The following is a 16,751-nucleotide window of genomic DNA, read 5'->3' as shown; positions in this document are numbered from 1 at the left end:
AGGTTTCCATGTCCGGACATCCCGTTCTTCCCGCCGACCCGATCACGCTGCCGCTGTTGCCGCTGCGCGATGTGGTCGTGTTCCCCCACATGGTGATCCCGCTGTTCGTCGGACGGCCCAAGTCGATCAAGGCGCTCGAGGCGGCGATGGAAGCCGGCCGCCAGATCATGCTGGTGGCCCAGAAGGCCGCCGGCAAGGACGAGCCCAAGGCCGACGACATGTTCGACATCGGCTGCGTTTCGAGCATCCTGCAGATGCTCAAGCTGCCCGACGGTACGGTCAAGGTGCTGGTCGAGGGCATGCAGCGCGCGAACACCGTGCGCATCGACGACAGCGGTGAGTACTTCACCGCCGAGGTGGTGCCGATGCCGCCCGAGGCGGGTGCCTCACCGGAGGTCGAGGCTCTGCGCCGCGCCGTGACGCAGCAGTTCGACCAGTACGTCAAGCTCAACAAGAAGATCCCCCCCGAGATCCTGACCTCGATCGCCGGCATCGACGACGCCGGTCGGCTGGCCGACACGATCGCCGCGCACCTGCCGCTCAAGCTCGAGAACAAGCAGGCCATCCTCGACCTGGACTCGGTCAATGCGCGGCTCGAGAACCTGCTCGAGCAGCTCGAGCACGAAGTCGACATCCTGCAGGTCGAGAAGCGCATCCGCGGGCGCGTGAAGCGCCAGATGGAGAAGAGCCAGCGCGAGTACTACCTGAACGAGCAGGTCAAGGCGATCCAGAAGGAGCTCGGCGAGGGCGAAGAGGGCGCCGACCTCGAGGAGCTCGAGAAGAAGATCATCGCCGCCAAGATGCCCAAGGAGGCGCGCAAGAAGGCCGATGCCGAGCTCAAGAAGCTCAAGCTCATGTCGCCAATGTCGGCCGAGGCGACGGTGGTGCGCAACTACATCGACACCCTGGTCAACCTGCCCTGGGCGAAGAAGACCAAGATCAAGCATGACCTCGTCAATGCCGAGGACGTGTTGAACGAGGACCACTATGGCCTCGACAAGGTCAAGGACCGTATCCTCGAGTACCTCGCGGTGCAGGCGCGCGTGGACAAGGTCAAGGCGCCGATCCTGTGCCTGGTGGGCCCTCCGGGGGTCGGCAAGACCTCGCTCGGCCAGAGCGTGGCGCGCGCGACCGGCCGCAAGTTCGTGCGCATGGCGCTCGGCGGCGTGCGGGACGAGGCCGAGATCCGCGGCCACCGCCGCACCTACATCGGCTCGATGCCTGGCAAGGTGCTGCAGAGCCTGGCGAAGGTGGGCACGCGCAATCCGCTGTTCCTGCTCGACGAGATCGACAAGCTCGGTATGGACTTCCGCGGCGACCCGTCGTCGGCCTTGCTGGAAGTGCTCGACCCCGAGCAGAACCACACCTTCAGCGACCACTACATCGAACTCGACTTCGACCTCAGCGATGTGATGTTCATCGCCACCTCGAACTCGATGAACATCCCGCCGGCGCTGCTGGACCGGATGGAAGTGATCCGCCTGTCGGGCTACACCGAGGACGAGAAGCTCAACATCGCGCAGAAGTACCTGCTGCCCAAGCAGTGCAAGAACAACGGTGTCAAGGACGAAGAGCTCGACATCACCGAGAGCGCGCTGCGCGGCATCATCCGCTACTACACGCGCGAGGCCGGCGTGCGCTCGCTCGAACGCGAGATCAGCAAGATCTGCCGCAAGGTGGTGAAGGGCCTGTCGCTGAAGAAGTACGAGGGTCAGGTCGTCGTCACCGACGAGAACCTGAACGATTTCCTCGGTGTGCGCAAGTACGACTACGGCCGCGCCGAGAAGCAAGACCAGGTCGGTCAGGTTGTCGGTCTCGCGTGGACGGAGGTCGGCGGCGATCTGCTGACGATCGAGGCGGCGGTGATGCCCGGCAAGGGCAACATCATCCGCACCGGCTTGCTCGGCGACGTGATGAAGGAGTCGGTCGAGGCGGCCCGCTCGGTGGTGCGCGCGCGCGCGCGTCGCCTGGGCATCAAGGACGAGATGTTCGAGAAGCGCGACATCCACATCCACGTGCCCGACGGCGCGACGCCGAAGGACGGCCCGAGCGCGGGCGCCGCGATGACGACCGCCTTCGTGTCGGCGCTGACCGGGATTCCGGTGCGTTCCGATGTGGCGATGACCGGCGAGATCACGCTGCGTGGCGAGGTCACGGCGATTGGCGGCCTGAAGGAAAAGCTGCTGGCTGCCCATCGCGGCGGCATCAAGACCGTGATGATCCCGGAAGAGAACGTCAAGGACTTGCAGGACATTCCGGAGAACGTCAAGAACCACCTCGAGATCGTGCCGGTCCGGTGGATCGACAAGGTGCTGGAGGTGGCGCTGACGTCCATGCCGCAGCCGCTTGCCGACGACGAGCCCAAGGCCGACGCGCCCAAACCGGAGGCCCCGCCGGCCGCCGGCGGGGAAGTGATCAAGCATTGAATGGCGCGCGGGTGACTTGCGAGACCCTGGTGGATTCGGCTATAGTCCAGGGCTCGCAACAAGGCGACTTGTTGCGAGCGGTCAGTCCGTGAAAAGTGTGCGGGAATAGCTCAGTTGGTAGAGCGCAACCTTGCCAAGGTTGAGGTCGCGAGTTCGAGTCTCGTTTCCCGCTCCAGACTTGCGAAAGGGAAGCTCATGCTTCCCTTTTTTGTCAGAATCGTCGACGGTCTCGCGAGGGGCTCCAGGGCGCGGTAGCAAAGCGGTTATGCAGCGGATTGCAAATCCGTCCAGGCCAGTTCGACTCTGGCCCGCGCCTCCACTCTCCGATCGATGTCGAACGTTCCAACGCCTCGCTCCGCGAGGCGTTCTTGTTTGTGCAGGGTGGTTTGGGCAGGGTGGCGTGGCGCTACCATGCGAGCGGGCCTCGATGGCGAAATTGGCAGACGCAGCGGACTTGAAAGCAATTTGAGCGCTCGCGCGGAAACGCGCGGGATGAATCCCGTCAAATTCGGAGAACCCCCTGCGGCGCATGCGCCGCGAGGCAACGCCGAGCCAAGCCGCTGCCGACCCCGGGGCGGAAGGTGTAGAGAGCGGACGGCGGGCACCTAAGGCGCAAGCGATGGTGAAGGCGCGCTCCAGACCCCGAACGCGCGCAGCGAAGGTAGCGTGCGGCGGCGAAAGCCGTAGTGGGTAAGAAAATCCGCCGGACCCTCATCGGTCCATCCCGGTTCGATCCCGGGTCGAGGCACCACCGACAGGATCAGTACGCCGTTGCCAATGGGCATTGGCGCGACCATCGACGGCAGCAGAGTTCCCCATCGGAGCGAACCCGCGGCCACGAGTTTCGTCAGTTCGCTGGCAGCGCGAGGGTCTCGGTCTCGAAATCCAGCCACTTGCGCGCGACCAGTTGCAGCGTCGACAGCGCGCCGGTCGTCCACAGCCGCGCTGGCTCGAATACGGCGTCGCCGGCGGGCTGCAAGGTCGCGGCGATCTGCTGCGCGCGCCGCGCCACCGCATCGGCCGTATCGACCAGTCGGACTTCGGCTCCCAGGGCGGCCTGGATGTGTTGCGCGACGAAGGGGTAGTGCGTGCAGCCGAGCACCACGGTGTCGACGTGCGCCGCACGCAGCGGCGCGGTGTGCTGCGCGACCAGCCTGCGCACCTCGGCGCTGTCGGCGTCTCCCGCCTCGATCGCGTGAGCGAGGCCGGCGCAGGCCTGCAGGTGGAGCTGCGCGCCCTGCGCGTGCGAGGCGACCAGTTGGCGGAACTTGTCGCTGGCCAGCGTGCCGCGCGTGGCCATCACGCCGATGCGGCCGTTGCGCGTCAGCGCGATCGCCGGTTTGATGCCCGGCTCGACGCCGACGAAATGCACGTCCGGATGTTCGTCGCGCAGGGCGCGGACGGCGGCCGCGGTCGCTGTGTTGCAGGCCACCACGATGAGCTGCGCGCCCTCGCGCAGCAGGTGGGCGGTCAGCACGCGCGAGCGTTCGACGACATAGGCCTCGTCGCGCTCTCCGTAAGGCGCGTGACCCGAATCCGCGACATACAGCAGCCGTGAGCGCGGCAGATGGCGGTGCAGGGCCCGCAGCACCGACAGACCGCCGACACCAGAATCGAACACACCGATGCAGGCGGTGGGGTTCGGCTCCGAAGGTGCAGGGGCATTCATGGGCGCGCGAGTCTAGCAAGTGGCCGGATCGCGCGCAGGATGCCCTGTCGGTGACGCAATCGGACATGTCCGGCAGGTCTGCCCGCAGGTATCATTCCCGGGAATCGAACGATCGTGCTTTTCTGTGTTGACCCTATCGGGAATCCGCACGGGGGCTCCATAGAATCGCAGTGCAGGTTTTGCATCAATCTCCCGGAGAAGATCGAATGAAAGCTCTCATCGCCGTCAAGCGCGTGGTGGACTACAACGTGAAGGTGCGGGTCAAGAGCGACGGCAGCGGCGTGGACATCGCCAACGTCAAGATGAGCATGAACCCGTTCGACGAGATTGCCGTCGAAGAGGCCGTGAGGCTCAAGGAAAAGGGCCTCCTCACCGAAGTGATCGCCGTCTCCTGCGGGCCGACCCAGTGCCAGGAGACCCTGCGCACCGCGATGGCCATCGGTGCCGACCGCGCCATCCTGGTCGAGACCACCGACGAACTCCAGCCGCTGGCCGTTGCCAAGCTTCTGAAGGCCCTGCTCGACAAGGAGCAGCCCCAGCTCGTCATCCTCGGCAAGCAGGCCATCGACGACGACTGCAACCAGACCGGCCAGATGCTCGCCGCGCTCGCCGGCTGGCCGCAGGCCACCTTCGCCAGCAAGGTCGAGATCGTCGATGACAACGGACAAAAGCGCGCCCAGGTCACCCGCGAAGTCGACGGTGGCCTCGAGACCGTCTCCATCACCCTGCCGGCCGTCATCACCACCGACCTGCGCCTGAACGAGCCGCGCTACGTCACGCTGCCCAACATCATGAAGGCCAAGAAGAAGACCCTCGAGGTCTTCAAGCCGGCCGACCTGGGCGTCGACACCACCCCGCGCATCAAGACCCTCAAGGTCAGCGAGCCGCCCAAGCGCTCCGCCGGCGTCATGGTGCCCGACGTTGCCACGCTGGTGGCCAAGCTCAAGAACGAAGCCAAGGTGATCTGAGGACCCCCACCATGACCGCCATCCTTGTCATCGCCGAACACGAACACGCCCAGCTCAAGGGCGCCACCCTCAACACCGTCAGCGCCGCCGCCGCCATCGCCAGGTTCACCGGCGGTGAAGTCCACCTGCTGGTGGCCGGCCACCAGGCCGGCGACGCCGCGAAGCACGCCGCGCAGATCCGGGGCGTCACCAAGGTCCTGCATGCCGACGCCCCGCAGCTCGAGGAGCAACTGGCCGAGAACGTCGCCGCCCAGGTGCTCGCCATCGCCGCCGGCTACGGCCACATCCTGTTCCCCGCCACCGCGCACGGCAAGAACGTTGCGCCGCGCGTGGCCGCGCTGCTCGACGTCGCCCAGCTCTCCGACGTCACCCAGATCGACGGCGCCGACACCTTCGAGCGCCCGATCTACGCCGGCAACGCCATCGCCATCCAGCAGAGCCTGGACAAGGTCAAGGTGCTCACCGTGCGCACCACCGGCTTCGATGCGGCCCCCCAGGGCGGCAGCGCCGCCATCGAGCTCCTGAGCGCGGTGGCCGACAGCGGCCAGAGCCGCTTCGTCGGCCGCGAGGTCACCAAGAGCGACCGGCCCGAGCTCACCGCGGCCAAGATCATCGTCAGCGGCGGCCGGGCGCTGGGCAGCAGCGACAAGTTCAACGAGGTGCTCACGCCGCTGGCCGACAAGCTCGGCGCGGCGCTGGGCGCCAGCCGCGCGGCGGTGGACGCCGGCTACGCGCCCAACGACTGGCAGGTCGGGCAGACCGGCAAGATCGTGGCACCCAGCCTGTACATCGCCGCGGGCATCTCCGGGGCCATCCAGCACCTCGCGGGCATGAAGGATTCCAAGGTGATCGTGGCGATCAACAAGGACCCCGAGGCGCCGATCTTCAGCGTCGCCGACTACGGCCTCGAGGCCGATCTGTTCGAGGCCGTGCCGGAGCTGGTCAAGCAGCTCTGAGCGTCCTCCTCGTCCCATCACAGGCGCCTCGACGTTCTCGCGTCCGAGCGCTTTTTTCGAGCCGACCGACGCTCGATCCCTCAGGAGAGACAGCCCATGAGTTACCAGGCCCCCGTCAAGGACATGCTGTTCTGCATGCAGGAGCTCGCCGCGCTCGAGGACGTGGCCAAACTGCCCGGCTTCGAGGATGCCGGCATCGACACTGCGCAGGCCGTGCTCGAGGAATGCGCCAGGTTCAACGAAGGTGTGGTCGCGCCGCTGAACCGGGCGGGTGACCAGCACCCCTCGTCGTGGAAGGACGGCCGCGTGACCACGACGCCCGGCTTCAAGGAGGCCTTCCGGCAGTTTGTCGACGGCGGCTGGCAGGGCCTGCAACACGCCGCCGACTTCGGCGGCCAGGGCCTGCCCAAGACCATCGGCGCGGCCTGCGGCGAGATGCTCAACAGTGCCAACCTCAGCTTCGCGCTGTGTCCGCTGCTGACCGACGGTTGCATCGAGGCCCTGCTGACCGCCGGTACGCCCGAGCAGCAGCAGATCTACATCCCGAAGTTGATCTCCGGCGAGTGGACCGGCACGATGAACCTGACCGAGCCGCAGGCCGGCTCCGACCTGGCGATGGTGCGCACCCGCGCCGAGCCGCAGCCCGACGGCAGCTACAAGCTCTTCGGTACCAAGATCTTCATCACCTACGGTGAGCACGACATGGCCGAGAACATCGTCCATCTGGTGCTGGCCCGCGTCAGCGGCGCGCCCGAGGGCGTGAAGGGCATCTCGCTGTTCATCGTGCCCAAGTTCGTCGTGAAGCCCGACGGCTCGTTCGGCGAGCGCAACGACGTGCACTGCGTCAGCATCGAGCACAAGCTCGGCATCAAGGCCAGCCCGACCGCCGTGCTGCAGTACGGCGATCATGGAGGGGCCGTGGGCCACCTCATCGGCCAGGAGAACCGTGGCCTCGAGTACATGTTCATCATGATGAACGCGGCCCGCTACGCGGTCGGCGTGCAGGGCATCGCGATCGCCGAGCGCGCCTACCAGAAAGCCGTGGCCTATGCGAAGGACCGGGTGCAGAGCCGCCCGGTCGACGGCTCGGTGCGGGGCAGCGCCGCCATCATCCACCACCCCGACGTGCGGCGCATGCTGATGACGATGCGCGCCCACACCGAGGGCTGCCGTGCGATGGCAATCGTGGCCGCCGCGGCCTACGACGCCGCCCACGCCCACCCCGACGCGCAGGTGTGCGCGCAGAACCAGGCCTTCTACGAGTTCATGGTGCCGCTGATCAAGGGCTACAGCACCGAGATGAGCGTGGAGGTCGCGAGCCTGGGGGTGCAGGTGCACGGCGGCATGGGCTACATCGAGGAGACCGGCGCGGCCCAGTACTACCGCGACGCCAGGATCCTCACCATCTACGAAGGCACGACGGCGATCCAGGCCAACGACCTGGTGGGCCGCAAGACGGTGCGCGACGGTGGCATGACGGCGAAGGCGATCGCCGGCCAGATCGCGCGGACGGAAGCAGCGCTGGTTGCGCGCGACAGCGTGGCGGCGCACGCCGTGCTGCTGCGCCTGAAGGCCGCGCGCGTCGCCTTCGAGCAGGTGGTGGATTTCGTGGCCGGACACAGCAAGGCCAGCCCGAACGCGGTGTTCGCCGGCAGCGTGCCGTATCTGATGCTCGCGGGCAGCCTGATGGCTGGCTGGCAACTCGCGCGGGCGCTGCTCGTGGCCGAAGCGCGCGCCGCCGCAGGCGACGACGTGAACTTCATGAACGCCAAGGTCGCGACGGCGCGCTTCTACGCCGAGCACCTGCTGAACAAGCTGCCGGGTCTGCGCGACAGCATCATCGAGGGCGGCGACTCGGTCACCGCGTTGGCACTCGACGCGTTCTGAACGCCGGACACGCCACGCCTTGGCCTGCCGTCCTGCAGTAACTGCCGCTCAAGGCACCGAAGACCGCAACGAGCCGAAGGTCGCCGGTTGACCCGATACGGGTGAGCGCGACCCGGTCTCAGCTCGCGGCGGGCGGCGTTCCGCCCACCACGCCGTCGGTGGGCGGCGGGTCGGCCAGCCGCGTGTCCGCGCGCAGCCGCGGCAGGTACTGCGGGTACTCGCGCTGGATGAAGTCGACCAGGCACTCGCGCACATGGCAGCGCAGGTCCCAGCCGGCCGGCGCCGACGCCGACGTCACCAGGCAACGCAACTGCATCGCCTGTTCACCGGCCTCGGTCACCTGCAGCAGCGCGAAGCGGCCGTCCCAGTGCTCGGTCGACTCGCAGGCGCGCTGCAGCGCCGCGCGCAGCGGTGCCAGCGGCATGCGGTAGTCGACCCACAGGAACACGGTGCCGATCAGCTCGGAGGTCGTGCGCGTCCAGTTCTGGAACGGCTTCTCGATCCAGTACTGCAGCGGCACCACCAGGCGCCGCTGGTCCCAGATGCGCACGACGACATAGGTGCCGGTGATCTCCTCGATCACGCCCCATTCGCCTTCGACGATCACCACGTCGTCGATGCGGATCGGCTGGCTCAGGCCGATCTGCAGCCCGGCGATCAGGTTGCCGAGCACCGGCCGGGCCGCGAAGCCGGCAACGATGCCGACCACGCCGGCCGAAGCCAGCAGGCTGGTGCCGATCTGGCGCACCTCGGGAAACGTCATCAGCATCATCGAGACGCCGATCAGCACGATCATCCCGGCCACGGTCCGCGACAGCACCCGTGTCTGCGTGTGGATGCGACGGGCCTGCAGGTTGTCGGCCACCGTCACCGGATGCGCGGCGATGACGGCCTTCGCGAGGCCGTTGATCGCGCGCACCAGCAGCCACGTCAGCGCCGCGATCAGCAGCAGGCCCGTGAGGCGCTGCACCGAGGCGAGGCCGCGAAGCTCGTCCGGCGCTTCGTGCCACACCAGGTTCAGCGCCAGCAGCGGGAGTGCCCAGCGCGTCGGGCTGCGCACCGCCTGCGCCACCGCCGAAGCCAGCGGCGTGCTGCGCGTGGCGCGCAGCACCACGCGCTCGCCGACGTGGAAGATCAGCTCGGCGAGCCCCATCGCGGCGGCGGCGATGCCGAGCGCGGGCAGCCACGCTGCAAGGACCGCAGGGAGCCAGTTCGGCAGGTTCATCTTTTACCTGGGCGTGGCAGGGTGCGCGGGTTCCGGCCTGTGCGCTTCACCGCGTGGCCTCGATCACCGTCGCGACCGCCCGGCCCAGCTCGACCACGGCCAGCGCGTAGTAGCTCGACCAGTTGTAGCGCGTGATCGCATAGAAGTTCTGCGTACCGGCCACGTAGCTCGGCGCCGCGTTGCCATTCTGCAGCTCGACCAGCGCCAGCGGACCTTCGTGCTCGCGGCCCGCGGCCTCCAGCGCCGCGCCGTGCTCGGCGAACTGCGCCGCGCTGAAGCTCGGCAGGACGTCGGGTGCCAGCAGCAGCGCGCGCTCGGCCGCATCGACCGGCACGGCCACCGCGTAGTGCGTCGGCTGCCCGCGCTGCCAGCCGAACTCGGCGAGGTAGTGCGCGACCGAGCCGATCACGTCGGCGGCACTCGCATGCAGGTCGATGCGGCCGTCGCCGTCGAAGTCGACCGCGTACTTCAGCCACGAACTCGGCATGAACTGCGGCATGCCGATCGCGCCGGCATAGCTGCCCTTCAGCATGAGCGGATCGTCGCCTTGCTGCCGGCACAGCAGGAGATAGCTCTCCAACTCGTCGCGGAAGAAGGCGCTGCGGTCGCGCCGCGCGTCGCGGGGGAAATCGAAGCTCAGCGTCGCCAGCGCGTCGAGCACGCGGAAGTTGCCCATCTGCTGCGCGTAGATCGTCTCGACGCCGACGATGCCGACGACGATCGCCGCCGGCACGCCGTAGCGTGCCTCGGCCTCGCGCAGCCAGCGTTCGTTGTCGTGCCAGAACGCGACGCCGGCGCGGATGCGCAGCGGCTCGACGAAGCGGGCCCGGTAGGCGGCCCAGTTCTTGGCCGTGCCGGCCGGCGGTGGCTGGATCAAGCGCACCACGCCCGGAATGAAGCGCGCCTGCGCCAGCGTGTCCTCGACCCAGGCGCGGTCGAGCCCGCGCCGCTCGGCGATGCCGGCGGCCAGCGCGACCACGTCGTCTCGGCGGCCGTAGGTCACGGCCTCGGGCGCGTTGTCGTCCTGCACGGCGACCGGCTTCTTCTTCGCGCGGCCGGCTTCGGCATCGGGGGCGGGCAATGCGGCGGCCAGCAGCAGCAGCGCGGCGGTCAGGGTGTGGGGGAGGGAGCGGTTCATCATCGGGGGGCAGAGGCCACCGCGGGGAGCGGCGAAGCAGGGCGTTTCAAGGGGCGCAGCGCGGCCACCGCCGCCGCTGCGAGCCGGCGGGCCTGCGCGGCGGTGCGGCGAGCCGACAGCGGCGTGTCGTGGCGCGCGTAGCGCAGGCGGTCGAGCGCCTGCAGCGCCCGCAGTGTGGGTTCGGCCGCGGCGCCGTGGCGTGCGCGCAATGCCGCGGCCAGCGTGCGCGGCGGCACGCCGTCGTGCGCGTCCAGGCCCAGGGCCGCTGTGGCCCGGCGCACGCGCGCATAGGCGCGCAGCCAGGGGTCGGTGCGCCGGTGTTCCCACCAGGCCCAGCCGGCCGCGGCGAGGCTCAGGCTGGTGGCGACACCGATCAGCAGCAGCGCCAGGTCTTCCCAGTCCGGCGACCGGTAGCCGAGGTGCTGCAGCAGGTCGAACTGCGTGCCGCGCGAGTAGTTCAGCACCCACTGGTTCCAGGCGTTGTCGGTGGCCTCCCACAGCGCGCGCAACTGCAGCAGCGCGCCGGGCGCGACGCCGCCGAACGCCGTGGCGACGAAGCCGGGTGCCGGCGCGAGCGGTCGGCTGCGGTCGATGCGCTCCGGCGCGACGGCGCCCGTCGGGTCGGCGCGCACCCAGCCCTGGCCCGCCTGCCAGTACTCGGCCCAGGCGTGCGCGAAGCTCTGGCGGACCACCAGCGTGCCGTCGACCGGGTTGCGCTCGGCGCCCTGGTAGCCGGTGACCACGCGCGCCGGCACGTCGAGCACGCGCATGATCACGACGAAGGCGGTTGCGAAGTGCTCGCAGAAGCCGGCCTTGCGGTCGAACCAGAACTCGTCGATGGCGGTGCCGCGGCGCTCCTCGTCGTAGAGCCCCGGCGCCAGCGTGTAGCTGTAGCCCTCGGTGCGGATGCGCTGCATCAGCAGCGTGGCCAGTGTGGTGGCGTCGGCCTGCGCGTAGCGCGGCTCGCGCCGCAGCGCCGCGGCCCATTCGAGGGTGCGCGGATTGAAGCCGGCGGGCAGGTCGAGGTCGTCCTGCAACCCGACGCTCGGCTCGGTCGGCCCCTGCGTGAAGCGGGGCCAGGCCCGCGCGGTGTAGCGCACGCGCTCGGTCAGCGGCCGGTTGGCCGTCCAGTGCAGGTCGTCGCGCAGCCGGGTGCGGATGCCGTCGATCGGCGGCAGCTCGGGCGTGGCCTCCAGGGCCGGGATCGTGGCGAGCCGCGAGGGCTCCAGCGTGACCTCCAGCTCCACCGCCTCGCCGAAGGTCCGCAGGTTCTGCGCGGGCGGCGCGGACGACGACGGGAAGCCCGAGCGGCCGATGTGCCAGGTCTCGCCGTCGAAGCGGCTCAGCACCGGGCCGCGGAAATAGAGGGCTTGCGGCGCAGGCGGCGTGCCCGAGAGCACACGCACGCGCATCGCGACGCTGTCGTCCGCCGCCAGCTCGGCGATCATGCCCATGCGCAGTTCGCCCGACAGGCCGGTCTTGGCGCCGGCGTCGTTCGGCACGCCCCACAGCGGGCCGATGCGCGGAAACAGCAGGAACAGCAGCAGCATCACCGGCGCGCCCAGCAGCGCGAAGCGGCCCGCCAGCCCGCCGGCCTGGCGCAGGCTGGGCTGGCCGACCGGCATGTGGGCCAGCACCAGGGCCGTCAGCAACCCCCACACCGAGACCAGCATCGCCGCGGCGATGGCCATCGACTGCGAGTGCAGGAAGTGCGTCAGCACCAGGAAGAAGCCGAGAAAGAACACCGCGAAGGCATCGCGCCGCGCGCGCAGCTCCAGCGTCTTCAGCGCCACCAGCACCACCAGCAGCGTGATGCCCGACTCCTTGCCGAGCAGCGTGCGATGCGTCATGAAGGTCAGGGCCAGCGCCAGCAGCAGCACGCCGGCCAGCACCCAGCGGTTCGGCAGCGCCGCGCTGCGCACCGCCAGCGCGCCGCGCCACAGCAGCACCGCAGCGCTCAGCAGCGTGCACCACGGCGGCAGCTGGCCGACGTGCGGCAGCACCGTCCAGGCGATCACCGCGAGCAGGAACAGCGTGTCGCGCGCTTCGCGCGGCAGGTGGCTCCAGCCCGGCCAATGCCAGCGATTCGAGGCCGCGGTGGAGGGGCTCATGACCACAGCGCCAGCGCCTCCAGTGCGGCGCGCCGCTGGGCTTCGCCGATCGCCGGGGGCAGCCCGTGGCCCGGCAGGCGCAGGCCCCAGGCGGCGCCACTGCGTTCGCCGGCGAGCACCCAGGCGGCCAGGCGCGACAGCCGGGCTTCGGGGGCCAGCCCTGCGGTCGCGGCCCAGTCCAGCCAGAGCTCGTGGTGGGCCGAGCTGCTGGTGTCGCGGCTGACCAGCTCGCCGCCGGTGTCGAGGGCGCGGGCGGCCTTCTTCCAGACCACCAGTTTCAGCGGATCACCGCGCCGGTAGCCGCGCACGCCTTCGAGCTCGCCGCCGTCGCTGCTGCGTGTGGTGGTTGCGTCGCCAGCCGCCGCGCGCGGCAGTGGCAGCGGCGGTGCCGGCTGCTCCGGCTTCGGATAGGCGAGCACGGTCGACAAGGGGCGCCATTCGCTCCAGGCGTGGAACAGTCCGAGCGGGAAGCGCGTCTCCAGCACGACGTCGGGCAGCGGCAGGCGTCCACGCTGCGGTGCGACGAAGCTCAGCCGCACCGCGGACTGGGCGCCGCCCGGCACGTCGGTCCAACTCCAGCGCGGCGGGCGCTCCAGGCCGGCCAGGCGCAGGCCGATGCCGTGGCGGGTGCGGGGCGCCTCGGAGGCCAGCACGCACTCGACCACCGCCGCGTCGCCGGCAAACACCGGCTGGGGTGGGCGCAGGTGCAGGCTCAGGCCGCGCAGCGTGGCGTGCGTGACGTGCATCGACACCACGCCGCTGCCGGCCAGCAGGAAGGTCAGCAGGTAACCCAGGCTCAGCTGGTAGTTGATCGAGGCGACCAGCAGCACCCCCAGCGTCAGCGCGAACACCCAGCCCGCCCGCGTCGGCAGGATGTAGACATTGCGCTGCGTGAGCAGCAGCGCGTCGGTGCGCGGATGGCGGGCATTCCACCAGGTGCGCCAGCGCGCGCGCAGCGGCGCGAGCAGGCCGCTGCCACGCGCCGGGGGGTCGAGCACTGCGCTCACGAGGGGCTCCGCAGCGTTCAGGGCAGCGCGATCGCGTCGACCATCGCCCGCACCTGTTCGCGCCGTCCGCGGCCGGCACCGGCGACCGGCAGCAGCCGGTGCGCCACCGTCTGGGGCAGCACGGCCTGCAGGTCGTCGGGGGCGACGTAGTCGCGCGCGTCGAGCAGGGCGTGGGCCTTGGCGGCGCGCAGCAGCGAGATGCCGGCGCGCGGCGACAAGCCCTCGACGAACCAGCGGCCGTCGCGCGTGGCGGCGATCAGCGCCTGCAGGTAGTCGAGCAAGGGTTCGCTGGCGTGTACCGCCAGCACCGCCTGCTGCGCGGCCTGCAGGTCGGTGGGCTGCATGACCGGGCGCAGCTCGTGGATCGCCTCGCGGCGGTCTCGCCCGGCCAGCAGCGCGCGCTCGCTGGCGCGGTCCGGGTAGCCGAGCGTGATGCACATCAGGAAGCGGTCGAGCTGGCTCTCCGGCAGCGGATAGGTGCCGAGCTGGTCGCTCGGGTTCTGCGTGGCGATCACGAAGAAGGGCGCGGGCAGGGCGCGGGTCTCGCCCTCGACGCTGACCTGGTGCTCCTCCATCGCTTCGAGCAGCGCGCTCTGGGTCTTGGGGCCGGCGCGGTTGATCTCGTCGGCCAGCAGCACCTGCGCGAACACCGGCCCGGGGTGGAACACGAAGCTCTCCTTGCCGCGCTCGTAGACGCTGACGCCCACCAGATCGGAGGGCATCAGGTCGGCGGTGAACTGCACGCGCGAGAAGCGCAGCCCGAGCGACACGGCCAGCGCATGCGCCAGCGTGGTCTTGCCGACGCCGGGCACGTCCTCGATCAGCAAATGCCCGCCAGCCAGCAGGCAGGCCAGGCTGTCTTCGATCTGTGGTCGCTTGCCGACGATAATGGTCGAGATCTGATCCACGAGCTGGTGAAGCCGGGTGTGCAAGGTCATGGCGCACACCTTAGCCGAAAGCCGCCGCGCCCGAGACCCTGCACCGCAAAGACGGATGGCCACCGCTTACTACACCCACCCCGCGTGCCGTGCCCATGACATGGGCGCCGGCCATCCCGAGTGCCCGCAGCGGCTCGACGCCATTGCCGACCACCTCATCGCCACCGGCCTGGACATCGCGCTCGAACATCGTGAAGCCCCGCAGGCCGCCGAGAGCGACCTGGCGCTGGCCCATGAGTCGCTGTACGTGGCGAACCTGCGCGGCTTCATGCAGCAGGTCGAGGAGACGGGCCAGCGGCGCGCGCTCGATCCGGACACCGTTGCCGGTCCGGGCACCTGGACCGCGGCGCTGCATGCGGCCGGCGCCGCGGTGGCGGCCACCGACGCGGTGCTGGGCGGCGAGGTGGAGAACGCCTTCTGCGCCATCCGCCCGCCGGGGCACCACGCGACGCGACGCGAGGCCATGGGCTTCTGTTTCTTCAACAACGTCGCGGTGGCGGCGCGCCACGCGCTCGACGTGCGCGGCCTGGAGCGCGTGGCGATCGTCGACTTCGACGTTCATCACGGCAACGGCACGGAGGACATCATCGCGGGCGATGACCGGGTGCTGATGGTGAGCTTCTTCCAGCATCCGCTGTATCCCAATTCGGGCACCCAGCCGCTGGGCGACAACATGGTCAACCTGCCGGTGCCGCCGTACACCAAGGGCGCGGAGATCCGCGATCTGATCGAGCAGCACTGGCTGCCGCGGCTCGAAGCCTTCCGGCCGCAGATGGTCTTCATCTCGGCCGGTTTCGATGCTCACCGCGAAGACGATCTCGGACAGCTCGGTCTGGTCGAGGCCGACTACGCGTGGATCACGCGGCGCGTCAAGGAGGTCGCGCAGCGGCATGCCGACGGACGCATCGTCTCCTGCCTCGAGGGCGGCTACGCACTGAGCGCCCTGGCGCGCAGCGTGGCCAGCCATTTGCGGGTGCTGGCCGGCGTGGCCGGCTGAGCACCCATTCTTCTGCTGCGGACCAGGACGCCCGATGGCCCGACCGATGACCCCCGAAGAGCTGAGCGCGCTGGGTCGCTCGCTGCTGAGCACCAACGCCGTGCTCGAACTGGCCGTGCTCGCGGCCTGCCTGGCGCTGGCCTGGGCCGTGACGCGTGCGCTGCGCGGGCGCACGCATGACGCCAATTCGGTGCTGTTCGGCCGGCGGCTCATAGACGGCGCGCTGTTTCCGCTGCTGTCGCTGGGCTTGGCACTGCTGGCTCAGCACGTGCTGCTGGCCGCGCTGCAGCTGCCGCCGGCGGTGCTGCGCATCGCGGTGGCCTTGCTGTTCTCGCTGGCCGTCATCCGGGTGTTCGTGCGGGTGCTGCGCGCGGCCTTCCCGGATTCGGAGCTGGTGCGCATCGTCGAGCGCTGGCTGTCATGGGCCGTCTGGATCGGCATGATCCTGTGGGTCACCGGCGTGCTGCCGATGCTGCTCGAAGAAATGGACGCGATCACCTGGAAGCTCGGCAGCAGCCACGTCTCGCTGCGCGCGCTGCTCGAAGGCGCGTTCAACGCGGTGGTGGTGCTGGTGCTCGCCTTGTGGCTCAGCGCGGCGATCGAGGCGCGGCTGCTGAAAGGCCACCTGACCGACCTGTCGGTTCGCAAGATCGCCGCCAACGCCACCCGGGCCCTGCTGCTGTTCGTCGGCCTGCTGGTGGCGCTGTCGGCCGCCGGCATCGACCTCACGGCGCTCAGCGTGTTCGGCGGCGCCATCGGCGTCGGCCTGGGCCTCGGTCTGCAGAAGCTCGCCTCCAACTACGTCAGCGGCTTCGTGGTGCTGGCCGAGCGCTCGCTGCGCATCGGCGACCTGGTGAAGGTCGACAACTTCGAGGGGCGCATCACCGACATCAACACGCGCGCGACGATCATCCGCGCCGCCAACGGCCGCGAGTCGATCGTGCCCAACGAACTGCTGATCACGCAGCGCGTCGAGAACGCCTCGCTGACCGAGACCTGCGTCATGACCTCGACGGTGGTCCAGGTCGCCTACGGCACCGATGTCCTGAAGCTGCGTTCCAAGCTGCTCGCGGCGCTGGGCAACATCGAGCGCGTGATGAAGGATGCCGATCACTCGGCGGCGGTTCACTTGACCAACTTCGCGGCCGACGGCCTGGAGCTGACCATCTGGTACTGGGTGCCCGATCCGCTCAATGGCCAGTCCAACCTGCGCTCGGAGGTGAACCTCGCGATCCTCGCGGTGCTCGATGCCGAGGGCATCGAGATCCCGTTCCCGCAGCGCGTGCTGCGGCGCGCGCCGGCGTCCGCCAAGCCGCTGCCGGCCGCGCCGGGACCCTGATACGGCGTCGCATTCAGACGCATCCGACGGCAGCTTGGGTCGGGGCTCGTTGCGGTGTCCGGTGTCCTTGTCCGGAACGCTTGGCGAGGA

12 protein-coding genes and 2 tRNA genes are annotated in these 16,751 nt (G+C 69.6%); 8 read left to right on the top strand and 6 right to left on the bottom strand.

Annotated elements, in window-relative coordinates; genetic code table 11:
- The first annotated feature begins 8 nt into the window (after positions 1-8).
- The 3 genes from lon (at position 9) to ACQY9S_RS09585 (ending at position 2,745) form a co-directional block, all read left to right on the top strand.
- Positions 9-2,426 carry an endopeptidase La gene (lon, locus tag ACQY9S_RS09595; RefSeq protein ID WP_428425191.1) on the top strand — a complete coding sequence of 806 codons (2,418 nt, stop codon included), beginning with the start codon at positions 9-11 and terminating at the stop codon, positions 2,424-2,426.
- 99 nt (positions 2,427-2,525) lie between these two features.
- Positions 2,526-2,601, top strand: a tRNA-Gly gene (locus ACQY9S_RS09590).
- Between the two features lie 70 nt (positions 2,602-2,671).
- Positions 2,672-2,745, top strand: a tRNA-Cys gene (locus ACQY9S_RS09585).
- Between the two features lie 528 nt (positions 2,746-3,273).
- Here the strand turns inward: ACQY9S_RS09585 and murI are convergent.
- Positions 3,274-4,095, bottom strand: coding sequence for a glutamate racemase (murI, locus tag ACQY9S_RS09580; RefSeq protein WP_428425189.1), 822 nt, complete (start codon positions 4,093-4,095; stop codon positions 3,274-3,276).
- A gap of 206 nt (positions 4,096-4,301) precedes the next feature.
- Between murI and ACQY9S_RS09575 the strand changes: the two genes are divergently transcribed.
- The 3 genes from ACQY9S_RS09575 (at position 4,302) to ACQY9S_RS09565 (ending at position 7,906) form a co-directional block, all read left to right on the top strand.
- On the top strand, positions 4,302-5,063 hold the full coding sequence (locus tag ACQY9S_RS09575; RefSeq protein ID WP_428425187.1) for an electron transfer flavoprotein subunit beta/FixA family protein: 762 nt from the start codon (positions 4,302-4,304) through the stop codon (positions 5,061-5,063).
- 11 nt (positions 5,064-5,074) lie between these two features.
- Complete coding sequence (locus ACQY9S_RS09570; protein ID WP_428425185.1) at positions 5,075-6,019, top strand: electron transfer flavoprotein subunit alpha/FixB family protein; 945 nt, start codon at positions 5,075-5,077, stop codon at positions 6,017-6,019.
- Between the two features lie 96 nt (positions 6,020-6,115).
- A complete protein-coding gene (locus ACQY9S_RS09565; RefSeq protein ID WP_428425183.1) occupies positions 6,116-7,906 on the top strand; it encodes an acyl-CoA dehydrogenase in 1,791 nt (596 codons plus the stop codon).
- A 118-nt stretch (positions 7,907-8,024) separates the two neighbouring features.
- Here the strand turns inward: ACQY9S_RS09565 and ACQY9S_RS09560 are convergent, their stop codons facing one another.
- Genes ACQY9S_RS09560 through ACQY9S_RS09540 form a run of 5 tightly spaced genes read right to left on the bottom strand, consistent with a single transcriptional unit; the run spans position 8,025 to position 14,325 of the window.
- A complete protein-coding gene (locus tag ACQY9S_RS09560; protein WP_428425181.1) occupies positions 8,025-9,131 on the bottom strand; it encodes a mechanosensitive ion channel family protein in 1,107 nt (368 codons plus the stop codon).
- Positions 9,132-9,177: 46 nt separating this feature from the next.
- Positions 9,178-10,272, bottom strand: coding sequence for a lytic murein transglycosylase B (mltB, locus tag ACQY9S_RS09555; RefSeq protein WP_428425179.1), 1,095 nt, complete (start codon positions 10,270-10,272; stop codon positions 9,178-9,180).
- On the bottom strand, positions 10,269-12,380 hold the full coding sequence (locus ACQY9S_RS09550) for a transglutaminaseTgpA domain-containing protein (protein WP_428425177.1): 2,112 nt from the start codon (positions 12,378-12,380) through the stop codon (positions 10,269-10,271). Before ACQY9S_RS09550 ends, mltB begins: the two co-directional genes overlap by 4 nt.
- Complete coding sequence (locus ACQY9S_RS09545) at positions 12,377-13,387, bottom strand: DUF58 domain-containing protein (protein ID WP_428425175.1); 1,011 nt, start codon at positions 13,385-13,387, stop codon at positions 12,377-12,379. The genes ACQY9S_RS09550 and ACQY9S_RS09545 overlap by 4 nt, the downstream gene beginning before the upstream one ends.
- A 17-nt stretch (positions 13,388-13,404) precedes the next feature.
- A complete protein-coding gene (locus ACQY9S_RS09540; RefSeq protein ID WP_428425173.1) occupies positions 13,405-14,325 on the bottom strand; it encodes an AAA family ATPase in 921 nt (306 codons plus the stop codon).
- Between the two features lie 55 nt (positions 14,326-14,380).
- Between ACQY9S_RS09540 and ACQY9S_RS09535 the strand changes: the two genes are divergently transcribed.
- Together ACQY9S_RS09535 and ACQY9S_RS09530 are read left to right on the top strand one after the other, a co-directional pair.
- A complete protein-coding gene (locus tag ACQY9S_RS09535; protein ID WP_428425171.1) occupies positions 14,381-15,322 on the top strand; it encodes a histone deacetylase family protein in 942 nt (313 codons plus the stop codon).
- A gap of 34 nt (positions 15,323-15,356) precedes the next feature.
- Positions 15,357-16,661: a mechanosensitive ion channel family protein gene (locus tag ACQY9S_RS09530; protein WP_428425169.1), complete on the top strand. Its 1,305-nt coding sequence runs from the start codon at positions 15,357-15,359 to the stop codon at positions 16,659-16,661.
- Positions 16,662-16,751 lie beyond the last annotated feature (90 nt).

It is taken from the genome of Methylibium sp. (assembly GCF_965279545.1).
GTDB lineage: Bacteria > Pseudomonadota > Gammaproteobacteria > Burkholderiales > Burkholderiaceae_C > Methylibium.
Note: the sequence above shows the minus strand (reverse complement) of the source record. Positions and strands in the feature narration are given on the sequence as shown.

Coding starts and splice junctions, on each gene's coding strand:
- lon (WP_428425191.1), top strand. CDS start 9: ATGTCCGGACATCCCGTTCTTCCCGCCGACCCGATCACGCTGCCGCTG.
- murI (WP_428425189.1), bottom strand. CDS start 4,095: ATGAATGCCCCTGCACCTTCGGAGCCGAACCCCACCGCCTGCATCGGT.
- ACQY9S_RS09575 (WP_428425187.1), top strand. CDS start 4,302: ATGAAAGCTCTCATCGCCGTCAAGCGCGTGGTGGACTACAACGTGAAG.
- ACQY9S_RS09570 (WP_428425185.1), top strand. CDS start 5,075: ATGACCGCCATCCTTGTCATCGCCGAACACGAACACGCCCAGCTCAAG.
- ACQY9S_RS09565 (WP_428425183.1), top strand. CDS start 6,116: ATGAGTTACCAGGCCCCCGTCAAGGACATGCTGTTCTGCATGCAGGAG.
- ACQY9S_RS09560 (WP_428425181.1), bottom strand. CDS start 9,131: ATGAACCTGCCGAACTGGCTCCCTGCGGTCCTTGCAGCGTGGCTGCCC.
- mltB (WP_428425179.1), bottom strand. CDS start 10,272: ATGATGAACCGCTCCCTCCCCCACACCCTGACCGCCGCGCTGCTGCTG.
- ACQY9S_RS09550 (WP_428425177.1), bottom strand. CDS start 12,380: ATGAGCCCCTCCACCGCGGCCTCGAATCGCTGGCATTGGCCGGGCTGG.
- ACQY9S_RS09540 (WP_428425173.1), bottom strand. CDS start 14,325: ATGACCTTGCACACCCGGCTTCACCAGCTCGTGGATCAGATCTCGACC.
- ACQY9S_RS09535 (WP_428425171.1), top strand. CDS start 14,381: ATGGCCACCGCTTACTACACCCACCCCGCGTGCCGTGCCCATGACATG.
- ACQY9S_RS09530 (WP_428425169.1), top strand. CDS start 15,357: ATGGCCCGACCGATGACCCCCGAAGAGCTGAGCGCGCTGGGTCGCTCG.